The organism is Nitrosospira sp. NpAV, from assembly GCF_000832065.1.
GTDB lineage: Bacteria > Pseudomonadota > Gammaproteobacteria > Burkholderiales > Nitrosomonadaceae > Nitrosospira.
The window spans coordinates 1-17,173 of the sequence record NZ_JXQM01000038.1 but is presented as its reverse complement, the minus strand read 5'-3'; the positions used below and the strand labels follow the sequence as shown (position 1 = coordinate 17,173).

The 17,173-nt window shown below is 55.8% G+C and carries 16 protein-coding genes; 2 read left to right on the top strand and 14 right to left on the bottom strand.

Annotated elements, in window-relative coordinates; all coding sequences use genetic code 11:
- Window positions 1-66: 66 nt before the first annotated feature.
- Both SQ11_RS15060 and SQ11_RS15055 read right to left on the bottom strand, forming a co-directional pair.
- On the bottom strand, window positions 67-633 hold the full coding sequence (locus SQ11_RS15060; protein ID WP_041515014.1) for a DNA-3-methyladenine glycosylase: 567 nt from the start codon (window positions 631-633) through the stop codon (window positions 67-69).
- Window positions 634-735: 102 nt separating this feature from the next.
- The gene (locus tag SQ11_RS15055; RefSeq protein WP_041515013.1) at window positions 736-1,701 is read right to left on the bottom strand and encodes a tetratricopeptide repeat protein; all 966 of its coding nucleotides are present in this window, start codon (window positions 1,699-1,701) and stop codon (window positions 736-738) included.
- Between the two features lie 279 nt (window positions 1,702-1,980).
- On the opposite strand from SQ11_RS15055, the gene SQ11_RS15050 reads away from it, so the two are divergent.
- Window positions 1,981-2,874, top strand: coding sequence for a DMT family transporter (locus tag SQ11_RS15050; protein WP_269746059.1), 894 nt, complete (start codon window positions 1,981-1,983; stop codon window positions 2,872-2,874).
- Between the two features lie 272 nt (window positions 2,875-3,146).
- On the opposite strand, the gene SQ11_RS15045 is transcribed toward SQ11_RS15050, so the two are convergent.
- From SQ11_RS15045 to SQ11_RS17390, 4 genes are all read right to left on the bottom strand, one after another.
- A complete protein-coding gene (locus SQ11_RS15045; RefSeq protein ID WP_041515012.1) occupies window positions 3,147-3,830 on the bottom strand; it encodes a PEP-CTERM sorting domain-containing protein in 684 nt (227 codons plus the stop codon).
- Window positions 3,831-4,135: 305 nt separating this feature from the next.
- The gene (locus SQ11_RS15040; RefSeq protein ID WP_232298031.1) at window positions 4,136-6,685 is read right to left on the bottom strand and encodes a TonB-dependent receptor; all 2,550 of its coding nucleotides are present in this window, start codon (window positions 6,683-6,685) and stop codon (window positions 4,136-4,138) included.
- Window positions 6,686-6,780: 95 nt separating this feature from the next.
- Window positions 6,781-7,791 (bottom strand): methyltransferase, encoded by a 1,011-nt coding sequence (locus SQ11_RS15035; protein WP_041515010.1) that lies wholly within the window; start codon window positions 7,789-7,791, stop codon window positions 6,781-6,783.
- An 18-nt stretch (window positions 7,792-7,809) separates the two neighbouring features.
- Window positions 7,810-7,947: a hypothetical protein gene (locus SQ11_RS17390; RefSeq protein WP_156972528.1), complete on the bottom strand. Its 138-nt coding sequence runs from the start codon at window positions 7,945-7,947 to the stop codon at window positions 7,810-7,812.
- 141 nt (window positions 7,948-8,088) lie between these two features.
- Between SQ11_RS17390 and SQ11_RS15030 the strand changes: the two genes are divergently transcribed.
- A complete protein-coding gene (locus SQ11_RS15030) occupies window positions 8,089-8,472 on the top strand; it encodes a hypothetical protein (protein ID WP_041515009.1) in 384 nt (127 codons plus the stop codon).
- Between the two features lie 136 nt (window positions 8,473-8,608).
- On the opposite strand, the gene SQ11_RS15025 is transcribed toward SQ11_RS15030, so the two are convergent.
- The 8 genes from SQ11_RS15025 to SQ11_RS14990 all read right to left on the bottom strand — a co-directional run bounded on the left by SQ11_RS15025 (window position 8,609) and on the right by SQ11_RS14990 (window position 16,822).
- The gene (locus SQ11_RS15025) at window positions 8,609-9,100 is read right to left on the bottom strand and encodes a hypothetical protein (protein ID WP_041515008.1); all 492 of its coding nucleotides are present in this window, start codon (window positions 9,098-9,100) and stop codon (window positions 8,609-8,611) included.
- A gap of 385 nt (window positions 9,101-9,485) precedes the next feature.
- Complete coding sequence (locus SQ11_RS15020) at window positions 9,486-10,655, bottom strand: DNA topoisomerase IB (protein WP_232298030.1); 1,170 nt, start codon at window positions 10,653-10,655, stop codon at window positions 9,486-9,488.
- Window positions 10,645-11,919, bottom strand: a complete 1,275-nt coding sequence (locus tag SQ11_RS15015) for a cytochrome c (protein WP_041515007.1) — start codon at window positions 11,917-11,919, stop codon at window positions 10,645-10,647. Before SQ11_RS15015 ends, SQ11_RS15020 begins: the two co-directional genes overlap by 11 nt.
- Window positions 11,916-12,647 carry a cytochrome c553 gene (locus tag SQ11_RS15010; RefSeq protein ID WP_041515026.1) on the bottom strand — a complete coding sequence of 244 codons (732 nt, stop codon included), beginning with the start codon at window positions 12,645-12,647 and terminating at the stop codon, window positions 11,916-11,918. Before SQ11_RS15010 ends, SQ11_RS15015 begins: the two co-directional genes overlap by 4 nt.
- 83 nt (window positions 12,648-12,730) lie before the next feature.
- Entirely contained in the window at window positions 12,731-13,000 is a 270-nt protein-coding gene (locus SQ11_RS15005) for a metal-sensitive transcriptional regulator (protein ID WP_041515006.1), read from the bottom strand.
- Between the two features lie 37 nt (window positions 13,001-13,037).
- On the bottom strand, window positions 13,038-13,247 hold the full coding sequence (locus SQ11_RS15000) for a heavy-metal-associated domain-containing protein (RefSeq protein ID WP_041515005.1): 210 nt from the start codon (window positions 13,245-13,247) through the stop codon (window positions 13,038-13,040).
- Window positions 13,248-13,284: 37 nt separating this feature from the next.
- Window positions 13,285-15,696, bottom strand: coding sequence for a heavy metal translocating P-type ATPase (locus tag SQ11_RS14995; protein ID WP_041515025.1), 2,412 nt, complete (start codon window positions 15,694-15,696; stop codon window positions 13,285-13,287).
- A 40-nt stretch (window positions 15,697-15,736) separates the two neighbouring features.
- Window positions 15,737-16,822 carry a sulfite exporter TauE/SafE family protein gene (locus SQ11_RS14990; protein ID WP_041515004.1) on the bottom strand — a complete coding sequence of 362 codons (1,086 nt, stop codon included), beginning with the start codon at window positions 16,820-16,822 and terminating at the stop codon, window positions 15,737-15,739.
- Between the last annotated feature and the right edge of the window lie 351 nt (window positions 16,823-17,173).

Genomic DNA, 17,173 nt, shown 5'->3' with positions numbered 1-17,173 from the left:
TGAGCTAATTATTATTGTGATATGGCTGACAATTTCGAGATTTCCGGACCCGGCGAATCGAACGTCTCAACGAAACGGGCGGCTCAGAAAGGGAGAACCGGAAAGCCCAAACCGCCAGGGCATATCCTTTGCTTTCGAAATACCGATGCGCGGACCTGCGATTACGGAAACTTCTGCCGCGAAAGGCAGAAGCTGGAACGGCGACGTGTCGATCTGCATGCCACTATGCGCATCGGTGATGCCAAGTGCCTGGCAGACGCGCCCCGGTCCTGAACAAAGCAGGCGCGGATGGTCAAGCCCGCGTCTGGCGCGCATGATATCCAGCCCCGCAAGCGGTTCGATCGCGCGGATCAAAACGCCGGCGCCATGTCCATCCGCGCGGCAAACGAAATTGAGGCACCAGTGGATTCCGTAAGAACGGTAGATATAGGCTCGGCAGGGAGGGCCGAACATCACTCTGTTGCGCTTGGTCGGACCGCCAAAGCTGTGCGAGGCGGGGTCTTCGTGATCATAAGCTTCCGTCTCGACAATCCGCCCTCCGACCCCGTCGACCAGAAAAACGGTGCCGATCAAGGATCGGGCCACATTGACGGAGGGGGCGGAAAAATCGATAAATTGCGAGATCGCGGTCATATCGCAATTTTATAGAGAGCCTGGCTAGAATCCAAATTTACGTGTTTTATGACGCGACGCCGGGATGTGAAGTTGTCGCGCCAGCTTGGCCTACAAATTAAATTAGCGGCGCATTGCCCATATCTTCGATGCGCGTTTTTCGAGCGGTCTCGCTTCCTTTGGCCGCTGTGTGTCATGGTATAAAGCCGCCAGGCTTTTCAGACTTATGGCCACAGCGGGGTGATCCGGGCCGAAATTTTTTTCATTTATTCTCAGCGCGCGTTTGTAGAGCCGCTCGGCCTCCACATACTGCCCTTGACCACGGTAAAGCGCCGCGAGATTGTGTAGACTGGTGGCCATGTCAGGGTGGCTGGGTCCCAGCTTTTTTTTTGAAATGGCGAGCGCACGCTGGAGGAGCGGTTCGGCCTCGGCATACTGCCGCTGAGCGAGGTGCAGCAATGCGAGGTTATTCAGATTCGTGGCAACATCGGGATGATCGGGACCCAGGGTCTGTTCGTCAATCGCCAATGCCCGTGCGAGAAGTGCCGCTGCCATCGCATGCTGCCCCTGGGCGCGGTACACTTCCGCCAGATTGTTCAGGCAGGTCGCCACATCAGGATGATTCGGACCGGATGTTTTTTCCGAAATCTCCAGGGCGCGCTGAAGAAGCTGCTCGGCTTGCATATACCGCGCCTGATCAGAGTAAAGCGACGCCAGGTTATGCAGGCTCGTGGCAACATCGGGATGAGCGGGCCCCAGTGCTTTTTCGCAAATCACCAATGCGCGTTCCAGAAGTGCCGCCGCTACCCTCAAGTGCCCTTGCGCGTGGCGCACCTCCGCCAGATTGTTCAGGCAGGCGGCTAAATCAAGATCGTGCGCGCCATGTGTCCGCTCCCAAAACCGCAGTGCTTCCTGGAGAAGCGTTTCGGCTTCAGCGTATTTTCCCTGGGCGTAATATCGTACGGCGAGATTATTCTGTCCGACGGCGACTTTGGGATGGTTTGGCCCAAACGCTTCTTCCGCTGCCTGCAGGGCATTCCTTGCCGCAACAGTAAAGTGGGCATGGTCCTCCCGCTTATCAGGCTTCACGCTACCTCCACGTAGTCATCCTATTTGGAGGACATTTAACTAGGGATTGGGAAGCGTGGATAGCTGTAATATCTTACAGGTGGGCGGAGCATGGCGCTCCTGCTCAGCGGAGGCATGCGTATTGTGAAATACGCGTCCGGGAGCGAACTTATCTGGAATGTGGGAATAAAATAACGATAGATTCTTTACGAATCATAATTCTAGACTGACAAATGAGCCTTCAACCACCGGATTTGGATTAATATCATTTCAAACACGAAAGAAATTTTGTCCGCGCCCATGCTGATGATCGGTGCGACTTTGCTTTTCGCGAGCATGAGCATGTGCGTCAAATTTGCATCGGCCAGCTACGGTACAGGGGAAATCGTGTTCTACCGGGGCATTGTTGGCGCCACGATAATTGCCCTGATCACACGTGCGTCAGGCGAAACGCTTCGCACCCGTCTGCCGGCGATGCATGCCTGGAGGAGCCTGACCGGCGTGAGCGCGCTCGGCCTCTGGTTCTACGCGATAGGCGAACTGCCACTGGCCACCGCGGTAACCCTGAATTACATGTCCCCGATATGGATGGCGCTGCTGCTCATTGGCGGTTCGGTTCTGATTGGCGGCGGGCGCGTGGATGCGCGCCTGGTATGCACAGTGCTTGTTGGGTTTGCGGGTGTGGTCTGCATTCTTCAACCCACCATGGAGCGTCATCAGCTATGGGGCGGGTTGATGGGATTGTTGTCGGGTCTGCTCGCGGCCATGGCCTATTTGCAGGTCACCGCGCTTGGCAGGGCGGGTGAGCCGGACGCCCGCATCGTGTTTTATTTCTCGGTGGGCAGCATCGGTGCCGGTGCCCTGGAGACGTCGTTTATCAGTGGATGGCATGCCCACACCCTGCACGGTCTTGGAGTGCTGCTCGCAATGGGCGTACTGGCGACACTGGCGCAACTGCTGATGACGCGTGCCTACCGGACCGGCGGCACGCTCGTCGTCGCCAGCCTGCAGTACCTGGGGATCGCCTGGTCCCTGTTGTATGGCGTGCTGCTGTTCGATGACCCCGTCACTGGCTTGGCGCTGCTGGGCATGGGCTTGATCGCGATGGCGGGTATTGCCGCCGCGCGCCTGCGCCAGTCTGTTGCGCCCACAAACGCCATGACAAAATCAGAAGCTCATTCAGAGATTCCGTAGCGTGGCATGGGTTCATGCCAGGGAAAACCCGGTAATAATCGAGGTAGTTTTTCGAGATTTTCCCTTAACTGTCCTGGTATTGGATTAGGGCCTGTTAACACTTATTTCGCACCCGCGTTTTTTGTGTGCAACCCGAAGGCACGGGACGGATTTCATCCAGCCCTTCGTTACTCGCCGCTTACGGAGGCCTGCTCCGCCGCGCGGCTCATGCCTCGTGCTGGATGAAAATCCGTCGCCGTCGCGGGTGCGAAATAAGTGTTAACAGGCCCTAATTACTGGCGGCGCCGGCGCGTAGCGGCGAAACCCAGGAGGCCAAGGCCGACCAGTGTCAGCGTGGCGGGTTCGGGAACGCTCGCTGGAAGGTCTGCGGACGGCCCAGGTATCGGTTCGGATACTTGATTGAACACCTGCTGATTAGTCAGTCCGGTGTCACCGATATTTAAATGGCCGGAAGCGGCAAGCTGAGAATAAACGCCATTACTATTCAATGTTTTTATGTCCCAATTTTTGCCCCACATGCTGAACTCGAAGGATTTTCCATTGAGCGAAAAATCTTGCACGAAATCAAGACCGTTGAATACGCCGTTTTTAAACTGAATGGCGGGTCCTTGCGTGTTCGCATCACCGAAATGGAATTCCAGCGGATTGCCGCCGAGGATGATATCGAAGATCAGAGTGTTCGAGGCTCCGGCGACTGATGTCAGCGGCACGGTTACCACACCGCTGCCCGCTCCGGGCGTGAGAGCGGTGTCGAACAGCAGGTGACCGCCAATAAAGCCTTCAGGGCAGCCACTGCATGTATTTGTTCGCTGCAGGCCCAAGTCGCTACCGAACTTAGTCACATTGGTGACCCCGCCCGAGAAGTCCGCCGTGGTATATATGGGCAGCGCGTGGGCAGATGAGGCAGCGACGAGGGCAAGTCCGAAGATGCTGGTCAATCGGGAGAGTTTGTTCATTTATTTTCCGTATGGGAGCGATTGGAGAAAGTTACTGATCTCGCATCCTACGGGTTTCTGGCATATTTGCTATTGGACTGAAGTACACCTCGAATCAAAAAGAATCGATCCAAGGGAGTAAGCTCCTCAAGGATAGTGGTGCAGCTCCAAGAAGTCGTGGAGATCGTTGAAGGCCCTTCCGGCGTTTCGGTCGGTAGCGGGATCATCAACCCGAAGGCGTTTTTTGTGGCATCATCGTCTCGTAAACGATGGATGTGCGGCCTGCCAGGCGGCAGAAACCCGTCAACTTGACAATACCATTGCTTCTAATAATTAAATCTTATCTGGGTAAAGTAAGTCCGTTGCGGCATGGGGTGAAAGACCCAGTATTTTTCATTGTTAACATTGTCGATACCAGCGCTGATCATCACTTGCTTGCTGAGTCTGTAATTTGCGCGTAAATCGACGACAGTGTAGCTGGTAAGCCCTGTATATGAAAAACCGTTGGTGTCGGTGTTATTCAATTGGCCGAACTGGCGGCTGCTATAGCGGAGCATCACCGAGGCGCTGAACTTGTCGGTTGCGCGATAGGAAACTACGACGTTGGATCGCCATACGGGAACCCGTGGTTGGCGTTTTCCGGTCGAGGGGAGGGCGGCGTTTGGATTGGCTGCGGTCGGACCCAACAGAGCCGCTGCTTCGTCCGCAGCGCGGTTCTCGTTGATTCTTGAATCCACCCAGGTGAAATTACCCAGGATATCCAGACCCTTGATCCAGGCATCCGTTTTTTCCCCGGAAAATTCGATGCCGTAAGTATCAACTTCGCCAACATTGGAAATAAAGCTCGTTTGAATACCATTGACCGTCCCGACTTGGGTAAAAATGGCATTTTTTACCCGCTCCTGGAACAGGCTGAGACGCAGTCTTCCTTTTTCTGGAAAATATTCGGCGGAGAGCTCGGAGGAGAGGGCATCTTCAGGCCTGAGATTAGGATTTGCGTTGAATGCTACACCCGCCACTGTCGTTGTTTGAAACAATTCCGATGCCGTGGGGTAGCGGTAAGCCTGACCAATGGCTGCGCCAAATCTTAACTGTTCGATCGGACTCCAGCTTAACTTCCCTTTAGGTGAAAAATTGAACGCACTTTTGTCAGCCTGGTTAACCGTTCCGGCAGTGGTGGTGTTGACTCCATCGTAAGCGTGCCAGTTTTCAAAACGGCCACCGACCGTGAAGTTCCAGTGCGGAAGGAAATCCCAGGCATCTTGTACCCAATAACCTTCAGTCCGGGTTTTCCCAGTCGAGTTTGAGAAGATAGGAGAGGTGGCTGCGGGACCGCCCGTTTGCCAATTGCTGGTGTTGTATACCGGATTTTTCAGGGTGTACAGATCATGGTGAAAACCAAAGCTGATCTCATGATAACCCAGCCCGAGAAAATCAACGCGCGGCCGCCAGATACCTTTTGCATCGAACGTATGCCAGCCGGAACCGGCCAGACTGGTAATCCTGCCAGGACCATTGGCGGCTGCAAGGATGGGGTTAACCGTTGGTTGGCGCACATTATCCGTGCTTAAATCGATCACGCTGCCCACCAACTCCCAGTCAAATTTTCCGCCGGTGTTGGATCTGAGATTCAGGCCGTGCGACCATGTGGTTTGATTGGTTCGATTCGCGGCGAAAGCAGGAAGGCCGGAGCTGACAGTATTTAGATTGAATCGCCTGCCATCAATATTGACAATGCCGCTATCCACAATGTTGCCTGCGGCGTCTCTCAGATAACTTTGAGCGCTGGCGCTTGCGTTGTTTTGCCACATCCCCAAGGTGTAGGCAAATCTTATGGTCGGCGTGAAATCGTAGGCCAGCTTCCACTTGAAGTTGTCCTGCACGGTATGGTTTATGTTTCCGGCCCCCAGTACGAAGTTAGGGGCAAGTGTGGGGTTTTGGCCAGGGAAAGCGCCCGTTACTGCCGTCTCTCCGCCGGATAACGGGGCGCCGGCAGATTGGAGGGGGGTCGTGAAAATGATGGGTTGACTATGGGCATCGAGATGGCTGTAGTCAAAGCGGAACGATAGATCTTTATAGCGGTGGCCGATGTATCCGGAGTACCGCTGATTATGGTAGGTATCCTTTGTGCCATAGAGATTAAAAGTCTGGAATGATTGTTGCACATCCACGCCCCCTTCGAATTTTTCCGGCATGCGCGTCGTGATGTTGATCACGCCGCCCATGGAATTTCCAGGATAAGCGGCTGAGAACGGGCCATACATGATATCGATGCGTTCAATTTCTCCGGGCGAAACGGTATTCCAGCGAGGCGAACCCGTGTTGACATTGTTGTTGCCGAGCAGGGAAGACAGCAGGATGCCGTCGGCATAAATTAGGTTGCGTGCGCTGGCGGATGTGCCTGAGGTGCGCGTTCCCACTGGCGCGTTGGTGTCGCCGATATAGCGGTTGCGCACTTGCACCGATGGCATGTATTTGATGGCATCCTCCGCCTGCATCATATTGATGGTAGCGTCCATTTTTTCCCGGGTAATACTCTCCGTGGTTTGGGGCAGCCTATATCTTTCCACCTCGGTTTGCTTGGAGACGGGTTTGACTTTCCCTCCTATCGTCATTTCCGGCAATTTAATCGCCGACTCGCCAGCAGCTGTTTTCTTTTCGGCGGAGGCGGGCGTTACATCAGTATCCTTGGGTGTTTCCGGTGAGGGTACGGCAGCAGGCGGTTTTTTTGCGGCCGGAGAGACAGGTTTGGTCGCCTCTTTTACCGGCGGCTCGGCTTCGCTAGCTGCCCGGACAGAAGATGCGGAGAGTATGCTTGCCAGAACAAGGAAGACAAGTTTTTGCTTTATAAACCCGATATGTCGAATCCAGCGCACAATATCCTCTCGCGATAAGCTGGAGCGCGAGAATAATGCATTTTGGCTGGCGCAGGAATGCGGCAAATTGCCGCACCTGGAGTCAGGCCCTCATTCTATTTAATCCCGATAACCATGGAATCCGGTCCGGTCAATGGCTCGACCCGCATGGCGGAGAACCCGGCATCTCTCATCCAGGCCGTACAGTCGGCGCCCGTATAGTCGAAACCTCCCGGCGTTTCGATCAGCATGTTCAGGCTCATCATCAATCCAAAGGCATTCTGCGAGCGGTCGTCGTCTATGATGGCATCGTAGACGATAAGCGCTCCGCCGTCAGGAATCGCCTCGAACGCTTTTCGTATAAGCGTCTTTTTGGCGGGCAGGTCCCAGTCGTGCAGGATATGTCCCATCAATACAACGTCCGCTTTGGGGAGATCATGCTCGAAGAAGTTGCCCGGCATGAACGTGAGCCGGTCTGCGACACCCGCGGCTGCGGCGTATTGCTGAAAAATCGGAGCGACTTCCGGCAGATCGAATCCCATGCCGCGCAGGTGCGGATGGGCAAGCGCAATCTGCATAGCGAGGTCTCCCTGCGCGGTACCTACATCGACAAACGTATGGTAGTCCTTCCAGGGAAAAATGCGGGCGATCGCGCTGTTGGAGGCGTGGCTGACGCCCGTCATGGCGGAGAGAAATTCCTTCAGTCGTGCGGGATCGGCATAAAGTGTTTCAAAGAGACCGGCTCCTCCGGTCTTGCACTCATTCTGCGGCTGGCCGGTGCGGAGAGCTTCGGTAAGATGACTCCAGAACGGATAAAGGCGGTGATTCGCCATCTCAAGGATGCCGCCCATGTAGGACAATTTATTCCGGTCGAGAAACAGATCGGTATCGGGCGTATTGCCGTAGCGGCCGTTCTCGCGCTCGAGGAAGCCGAGCGCCACCAGCGCATCGAGGAAATCACGCGCCGAGCGGGCATGCAGACCGAGTCTTTCGCTGACCGTATCCAGACTCGCCGGACCACGCGACAATTCGGTGAAAACGCCCATCTCGACAGCACTGAGCAGCGTTTTTGATGCCCAGAAGGCCATGCCGGTTTGCAAAATTTTCTCGGGGGTAGGGTCTTGCATAATGGCTCCATGGATGGGTCATAGTGACGGAATATATTTGCTTCGATAGCGGCTATTGCGTAAAGGCAGATTCTGCTGCATTTTTTGACCCGCCCCGGGATTTTTCTTTTCATCATCCCCGCGATCCAGCGAAATATCGGGTTTAAGGTTTTTCATGGATGTACTTCAGTACAATTTTCAACGCGCTCAAAATGCGTAACATGAATGATACGGCACTTTGCGGGAAACGTGGTTCCGATGGCGGAGAGGGTGCCGGAGTAGTGGCAAGTCTTGAATTGCTTACAGAGGAGTTTTATCATGAAAACCGAACCCAAGCACGTGTCTCAGCAAGCCGTCCAGTCAGTTCCTCAAGCACCGCTTCTGACGCCGATCAGCCATTGGAAGAGTGATGCTATTGGCATTATCGCATATGTGTTCGAAGAATCGGAAGCGACCTTGCGCCAATCCGGATTGGTGCCCGAGTGGACCGGTTATCCCCCTGAGCGTCCCGGTGCCGGCATCGCGGTGCCTGCGCATCATTCTTTTCCCAATTATCTGAAGCTCTTGAGGCTGCAAAGCGGCCGCTTGCGCCTCGTCATTGACGCACGCGCCGTGATGAGAGGAGACACCTCCTACCAGCGCTTGCTTCGCAACCTGCTGGCCGATACGCAACTTTCCCTGGTGAGAGGAGAATCCATATGACCATGAGCGGCGCCACGAGTTTGCCGAAGAAGAGGTTGCGGGATTGACCAGAAGAAAAAACCCGTCCGAAACGACGGGTTTGTCGTGGGTGGGCAAGCCGGAGTGGGCTTGCTCACCGGGGCCATTACCGAGTCGATCAGTGGTGCGTATGATGGTGTGGATCACTGCTATTCGCTTGCGGCTTGGCAGCTTTGGTTTTCATGGCAAGCTTGGCCTTGGGTTTGAGCGGAGTAAAACTGGCCGAGTACGCTTCCTGCCCCGGCAGGTCAACGAAGACGGTGACGACCGTCTCGGGTTTAATGGAGAAATCTCCCGTTCCTTTGAGGATATTATCGCCCGCCTGTTCCAGTTTGACCGAGATTCTGGTTTTGTCTTTGCCGGCTTGAATAGTCGCCTTGCCTGAGCCGCCCTCGGTATTAAGCTTGCTGTTGGCATGATCCATCACGTAGAGCACGATTTCCTTGTCCTTGGCGACAAGCTCCAGGTGATAAGGCCCGGACATCCGCATCTGTCCGCCGTGGGGCGATTCGACGGAATCGAAATATTCTTCGGTATGTGCGCCGGCAAACAGGGATGTTCCCGTCAGCACGGCGCCAAGTAGAAGCGTGGCAACCGGTAATGTGTTCATTTATGTCTCCTCGGATTATGCAAAATTCGGTTAAATTTCATGGGTGATTCCTGATTCTCCTACAAATTTACTGTATACCTTATGGGGGTATATGTCAATACCCTTACAGGGTATATATCGAGCTAAACAAAAAAATATTCCGGATAACAGGCAGCAAACAAGAATCGTCATAGGGACAGCTCGCCAGCCTTATGCGGATTGATGTGAAAAGACCGATTGCCAGCCGATTTCCAGCGTTCCGCAGCATGCGTCCGGATATGAATTAGACAGGGGTGGTGTTCATCAATTCCATGGTGCGGCAATATGCCACATGCGTCATCTTGCCGCATTGATGCGCTGATTCGGCGGGGTTGCCTCGTGCGGGTGCGAGATATGAGTCGGAGAGTTATTCAGACTGCGCTCGCCGAAGAAATGCCAGAATCATACACTCCAATTCTTCGCGGGTACCCTCTGTTTCCTCACGCATACCCTGATGGAGGGCGCCCGTTTGCCATGCGGAGAATATCAGGGGATTGATGTAGGATTTCCGGCAGACCGCAACGGTATTGCGCAACTCGTCGGCGACCTTTTTTATTGCACTGACGATACAGGCTCTGATGGCGCGTTTTGTGGGGAATTCGGGCAATGGCGTACCCAGCATCAGTTCAAACGCTCTCAACGTAGCGCCCCAGGTGCGGAAATCCTTGGCGGTGAATTCGGCTCCCATGGTTTCGCGCAGGTAGCTGTTCACATGCTCCGAGCCTATGGGATGGGACTTGCCCGCCTCATCCAGGTATTTGAAAAGATGCTGACCCCGCAGCTGCTGGCAATCGCGTATGATTTTCACGATACGCCGGTTATCGATATCGACTTCATGTTCAACCCCGCTCTTGCCCCGGAATTTCAGCAAGACATGCCGCTGGCCGACGAAGGCAAGATGACGTTTACGTAGCGTGGTGAGACCGAAGCTGCGATTGTCGCGTGCATAGGACAGGTTGCCAATTCGTACCTGGGTGGTATCCAGCAGGCTTACGATAGCCGCCAGAATTTTTTCCCGGGGTAGACCTCGCCGCCTCAGGTCACGCTGCAGGCATTGCCGAAGCGCAGGCAGCGCTTCCCCGAATTCCACCATTCGATCGAATTTGATACCGTCGCGTGCGATACGCCAGTCGGGGTGATAACGATACTGCTTACGCTTGCGTGCATCGATCCCTGTTGCCTGCAAATGGCCCTGCGCGTGAAGGCAGATCCACACATCCGTATAGGCCGGAGGTATCGCCAGCCTGGCGATGCGTTCAAGTTCGCCCTTATCGATCAATGTCTTCTTATCGGGATCCACATAATGAAATCCGCGGCCGCGCCGTACCCTCCGGATTCCGGGCTCATTATCCGAAACATATAATAGCCCTGCCGCTGCCGCCTGTGCGGTCAGATCCTCCAACGTTGGGGCATTCGATCCATTCTTGTCATGCTGAACCGTCATGCGGGGTTCTTCCATTAGCAGGTTGCGGGAATGCGGTTCAGGGATGGGCAGCCTTTTGCGCGGATCATTGCCGGATGCAGGTTCATTGCGCACCCTTCCTGCTCCGGTCGACCTGAACCGCCGTAACCAGGCTGCCACGATTACCCCATGCATTACGGATATACGATAAGACCAGCGCAATCTCTTCATCGGGCAGGATTTGCGCAAATGGCGGCATGCCGTAGGGGCGCGGGCTGCTTTCCGTGACAGGCGCATAGCCGCCATTGAGTATGCTGCGAATCGCGTTAACCGGGGAGGCGAGGGTGACGCCGCGGTTGCCGGCCAGTGCCGGATAAACGCCGGGCGCACCTTGCCCGAAGCTGCCATGGCAATCCTGGCAATATTTCTCGTAAATTTCGCCGCCTCGCCGGAGCTGCCTATCTACTTCATCGGTAAGCTCGGGGGCTGTTCCCCTGGAATGTGGAGCGCTCCCGGGCAATGATTTGAGATAGACGGCCATGGCGCGCGCATCATCCGGCGTCAGATATTGAAGGCTTTGGCTGACGACATCGGCCATCGGCCCTGTTGCGGCCGCCCGGGATGACAAGCCCGCCGTGAGGAGTCGGGCAATATCATTCAGCGGCCAGTCCGAAGTGCTGGCCTCCTGCAGGGAAGTCAGGGATGGCGCATACCAGTTCGAGCCCATGAGTTGTCCTCCTCCCAGTACATTGCCCTGGCTTGCGCCCAGCGGATTCCGCGCCGTGTGGCAAGCATTGCAATGTCCGAGCCCTTGCACGAGATAGGCGCCGCGGTTCCATTCATCGTTCTTTGCGGCCTCGGGCCGATAAACGCCTTGCTCGAAGTAAAGGGCGCGCCAGACGTACAGGAGGGGACGCAGGTTGAAGGGAAAACTGATGCGGCTCGGTGGATTGCGTTGAGGCACGGGGGCGAGCGATTGAAGATAGGCGAAGATCGCATTGGCATCTTCGCGCGTCACCTTGGTGTAATCCGTGTAGGGAAAAGCCGGGTATAAGGGACTGCCGTCGCGTGCCTTGCCATCATGCAGCGCCCGCCAGAAATCCTGCTCGGTCCATTGTCCGATACCGGTTTCCGGATCGGGCGTGATGTTAGGCGTGATGAATGTTCCAATCGAGGTGTCAAGGATGTGCCCGCCCGCGTAGGGTTTGCCGCCTTGGGCGGTATGGCACCCCATGCAATTGCCGGCTTGCGCGAGGTAGGCGCCTCTTGCCTGTAATTCCGCCGGGTTTTCGGTCTTTGACGCCGGCAATTCGTTTACGGGTGGCCGATTCATCGGCGCCAGGTACAGGCCAAGACCGATGAGTCCGGCAAGCGCGGCAGCGATGACGACAGGTTTCATTGCAATCCTCCGGATTGCAGAACGATGCTGCCACAGCGCTTGGCGAGCTTGTCGGGCAGGGCTGCCGCCGGACCGTCGTGCTTCAAAAGGGCCTCGGAAACCGGCTGCGCGGCCAGCCAGGCTGCGATGGCGCTTGCCTCGTCGGTCGTGAGCTGTTTTGCAATTTCCGACATGCAGTCGGGCGTCTGTCCCCGCATCAAGCCGCCATTCTGCCAGTTGCCGAACTGGGCGATGATGTAGACGCGTGGCAGGCCCAGCAGGCCAGGGATAAAAGGCGCGGTTCCCATCAGATCCTTGCCGTGGCATTCAACGCAGGCGGGAATTTTTCGCGCGGGATCTCCCAGGGTCACAAGTCTTCGAGCGAGCTTTATTTCGGCGGATGAGGAGGTCAGCGGCTCAGGTGGGGGAAAAGCCTGCTTCAGCGAAGCGAAATAGGCAGCCATCTCCCGCAGGTATTGATCGGGCAAATTTTCCAGCAGCAACCCCATGGGCCGGTAATGACGCCGGCCGTCCCGGAAATTGCGCAACTGATTGAACAGATAGCCCTCAGGCTTGCCCGCGATACGGGGATAGTACGCATCCCGGCCCTCTTTGTCCTCGGGACCATGACAGGCAATACACGCTTTTACCCTTTCCCCCATCGTGTCGGGCACGTCAACCGGGGGAATATCGGCGGTGATAGCAGGTCCGGCAAAAAACAAAAAAGCAATCAGGACAAGTCGTGTCATTACATTCCCTACCGGTTCGTTTTTATCAGGCGTACCGCAGCCGCTGAGCAGCAGCCTGAAATAACCATGATTTGCCGCCAACGCTACCGAGCGAATTTCCGTACCACCGCCATCAGTTCATCGATTGCCTCATCGCCTTTACCCGACTTGATGGCACCCTGCATGCAGCCATGGGTATGATTCTCCAATAACAGCATGGCAACGGCGTCGAGCGCCGACTGCAGCGCGGAGACCTGATTCAGGATGTCAACGCAATAACGATCTTCCGCTATCATTTTGTTGACACCGCGTACCTGACCCTCGATGCGGTTGAGACGCTTCATCAGAGCTTCCTTGTCAGGCTGCACTACCATCTGCGCGTGGCACGGTTCCTTTCCAGGAGACGGTTTTTTAGTTGACGACTTCAAAACCGGCCTCCTTGATAGCATCCTTGAACTGGTTGGGGTGGGTTGTGGCTGCGTCGTACTGGATCACGGCCTGTTTCTGTTCAAGAGAAACATCCGCACCATTCACGCCCGGTATCTTCTCCAACACGTTCTTCACGCTGTTGACACAGCCCATGCAGGTCATTCCCTTGATTTTTACGATTTCTGTTTGCATTTCATGACTCCTTTCAGTTAAGTTGAATGAATGTTCCTCACGTACCCGCCCGCCATCGTTTCAGCAACAATGAATTGCTGACCACCGATACCGAACTCATTGCCATTGCCGCGCCCGCGATGACGGGGTTAAGCAATCCTATCGCCGCCAGTGGTATGCCCAGCACGTTGTAGATGAAGGCGAAGAAGAGATTCTGGCGGATTTTTCCCAGCGTCGCGCGCGAGAGCGAAATGGCGTCGGCCACGCTCATCAAGTCATCACGCATGAGGGTGATGTCGGCAGCTTCAACCGCCACGTCGGAACCCGCGCCAATGGCGAAACCCACGTCGGCCGCGGCCAGTGCCGGAGCATCGTTGATGCCGTCGCCCACCATGCCTATGAATTTGCCACTCATTTTCATCTTTTTCACTTCGGCGGCTTTGTCTTGCGGCAGCACCTCGGCGCGATAAGTGCCGATGCCCACCTGCTTCGCAATGGCGGCGGCAGTGGCGAGATTATCGCCGGTCAGCATGATGACTTCGATACCCATTGATTGCAGCCGCCTTACCGCGGGTGCGGAAGTGTTTCGCAGCCGGTCGGCAATGGCGAGATAACCGAGAACCTCAAAAGTACCTTGAGGTGAGGCGGCCACGCCGATGACGGTTTTACCCTCGCCCTGGAGAACAGCTATTGAATCATCATTCGAATCATTATTCGCCAGGGCGCCATGTTCCCGCAGAAATCTGGGGGAGCCGCAGATATAGTCGATGCCATCGATGCGGGCAGTGATTCCGCTGCCGGTGATAGCGGTAAAATCGCTTACCGTCTGGGGCCGGATATTCATACCAGCCGCATGTTCCATCACCGCTTTTGCCAGGGGGTGTTCCGAACCTTGCTCCAGCGTCGCGGCAACCTGCATCAGCGCGTGTTCCGAGATCGATCGTGCCGGAACAATATTCGTGACTGCCGGCTTGCCTTCCGTGAGCGTGCCGGTTTTGTCTACGATCAACACCTGAATCTTCTCCGCCTGCTCCAGCGAGGCGGCATTCTTCACCAGCACGCCGGCTTGTGCGCCGCGTCCCGCCCCGACCATGATCGCGGTGGGCGTGGCCAGTCCCAATGCACAGGGACAGGCAATGACGAGTACCGCCACGGCATTGACGAGCGCCGGAACGAATTCGCCCGCCAGCCACCATGTAAGGATCAGCGTGAGGGTACTGATGATCACCACCACCGGCACAAATATGCCCGAAATGACGTCGGCCAATCGCTGGATCGGCGCCTTGGAGCCCTGTGCTTCTTCCACTAGATGAATGATGGCCGCAAGCTGGGTATGGGTGCCGACACTGGTGGCGCGGCATTTGAGCAGCCCCTGCTGGTTCAGGGTGGCCGCATAAACCCTGGCTCCCGCCTGTTTTGTGACGGGCAGGCTTTCGCCGGTCAGCATCGCCTCATTCACGCTGGAGGTCCCTTCGATGACAACGCCATCCACCGGCAGATTCTCGCCGGGGCGCACGATAAAAATGTCGCCCACCTTGAGCGAGTTTGCGTCGACTTCGACGATCATGCCGTCGCGCTCCACCCGGGCGGTTTTTGGCTGTAACTTGATGAGGGCTTCAATGGCTGCTGAAGTTTTGCCCTTGGCGCGGGCTTCCATCAGTTTGCCCAACAGTACCAGGGTGATGATGGCCGCGCTTGCCTCGAAATAGACATGCTGGTTCAGTGACAGCAACGTAACCACCGCACTGAAAAAGTATGCCATGCTGGTGCCCAGCGCGACCAGCACATCCATGTTGGCGCCGCCCCCACGCAATGCATGCCATGCAGCGGTATAGAAGCGCTTGCCAACCCAGAACTGCACCGGCGTTGCCAGCAGAAGCTGCAGCCAGCGCGGCAGGAATTCCGCATGATCACCCCAGAGCATGGGGCCCATCTGCAGCATCAGTGGCAAGGTAAGCGCCGCCGCAATCCAGAACATGCGAAGTTCCGCATGGTACGCGGCCAGTTTTCGCGCTTTCTCTTCGGTTCGGCTGGCTTCACTGATTTCCCGGGCACCATAGCCTGCCTTGGCAACGGCGGCGATCAGGTCATTCATCATCGTCGCACCGGCACCGGGGTGCAGGCTGACATGCGCTATTTCCGTGGCCAGATTGACGGTTGCAGTGACGCCGGGAAGCTTGTTCAATGTTTTTTCGATACGTCCGCTGCATGCGGCGCATGTCATTCCGCTGATTTGCAGTTGTACCGATTGGGGCGCGACATGAAATCCGGCTTTCTCGATCGAGCGGATCAGCTCTTCGGGCGGGGTAGCTGTCTCATCGAACTCCACGCGCGCTTTTTCATTGGCGAAGTTGACTACCGCACGCACGCCGGGTAGCTTGTTCAGATTTTTTTCGATGCGTGCCGCGCAGGCAGTGCAGGTCATGCCTTCGATCGGCAGTTCAAGTTGTTTAAGTGCAAGTGTGTTCATATATTTGCTATCCAGCCGGAATTCATAGTAGTCGTGCCACTTAACGCTGCCGGGCAGGGCTCCCTGGTTCAAAATGATTATCCGCGGGTGCTGCCTGCTGCCAGCGGGACGACAGGGAGTTGAAGTCATAGCCGGATCCGGTCAGCTTGAGTCCCCGATCCGCCATCATCAGGCCCATGGCGATAACCATGATGGCGGATGCGCGTACCAGCAGGTTGATGATATCCCGCGATACGGAACCGGCGATCAGTCCGAAACTCAGAAGTGGCACCAGGGTGCCCAGACCAAAGAAGAACAGCATGGTGGCGCCTTCCTGGGCGCTGCCGGTACCGGCAGCCATGATGTACATGGCTTGCAACGGGCCGCAACCCAGCATCAAGCCGTTTAAAAGTCCGATGGATAGGGGGCTGCGCCGTTGACGCAACTCATTCGATACGCCTCGCACGACAAACCGGGGCAAACGCAGGGTGAAGTTGCGCAATACGGGAAAAACATCCAGCATCTTGAGGCCATAGATGATCACGAAAAGACTAGCCGCGAGCGTGACGGTACCCCGCATGGCGGGGGTAAAGGCCACGAGCGAGCCCAGCAGCCCCAAACTGCCGCCAATAATCGTATAAGACGCTGTTTTACCGGTGGCGTACATCAAATGAGCCATCGCTGTGCTACTTGCGGTGCGGGGTTCGATAGCCGTCGCATAACCCACCACAAAACCGCCGCACATGCCGATGCAGTGAAACCCGGTAAAGAATCCGATGGAAAGCAGCATGGCATAGCCGAGTTGAGGGCTCATCTCCCCCACCAAACCCGGGATCATGCTCTTGCCCCAGAACGTCACGCCACCCACCACCAGCAGGAAAGTGAGGAAAATCAGTGTATTTCGTATCGCGTGACCGGAGGATTCCGTGGATGCGCTTTCGAATTCATAACCTTTCTCTTCGATCGCATGACGAATGCCGCTTTCCCCGATGGATTTGCTGTCGAATTCGATATCGACCGTTTGCTTGACATGGTCGGCATGGACTTTCCGGATGCCCGGCAAATGACTCACCGCGTTCTCGATGGTTTCCTCGCAGCCGGTGCAGTGCATCCCTTTGACTTTCAGATGAGCCGATTTGGCAGCCATTTTGTATATCCTAACGTTTTCATTAACAATATCATCAGCTTGATTCGCCTTCGGAGATTCGCCGGATTCCGCGCCGGGTGAGAGTCATATCCCGCAGCGGGTTATCGGGCGATTCTTCACAATTTCGGCTTTACTGTATACCATAGTGGGGTATATGTCAATACCCCGCATAGGTATATGGAGCCTGCGCCCGATATTTGTCAAAAGCGCACATTGTATTGGACGTAGAAGAGGTCTGGAGAGACGCCGGGAGCGGTGGCCTTGAGGAAATTGCCGGCGAAGAGCTTCGAGTAGCCGACCAGGATATCTTGCTGCCGATTGACGTGGATGTTGAAACGGAAGTCGATTTCA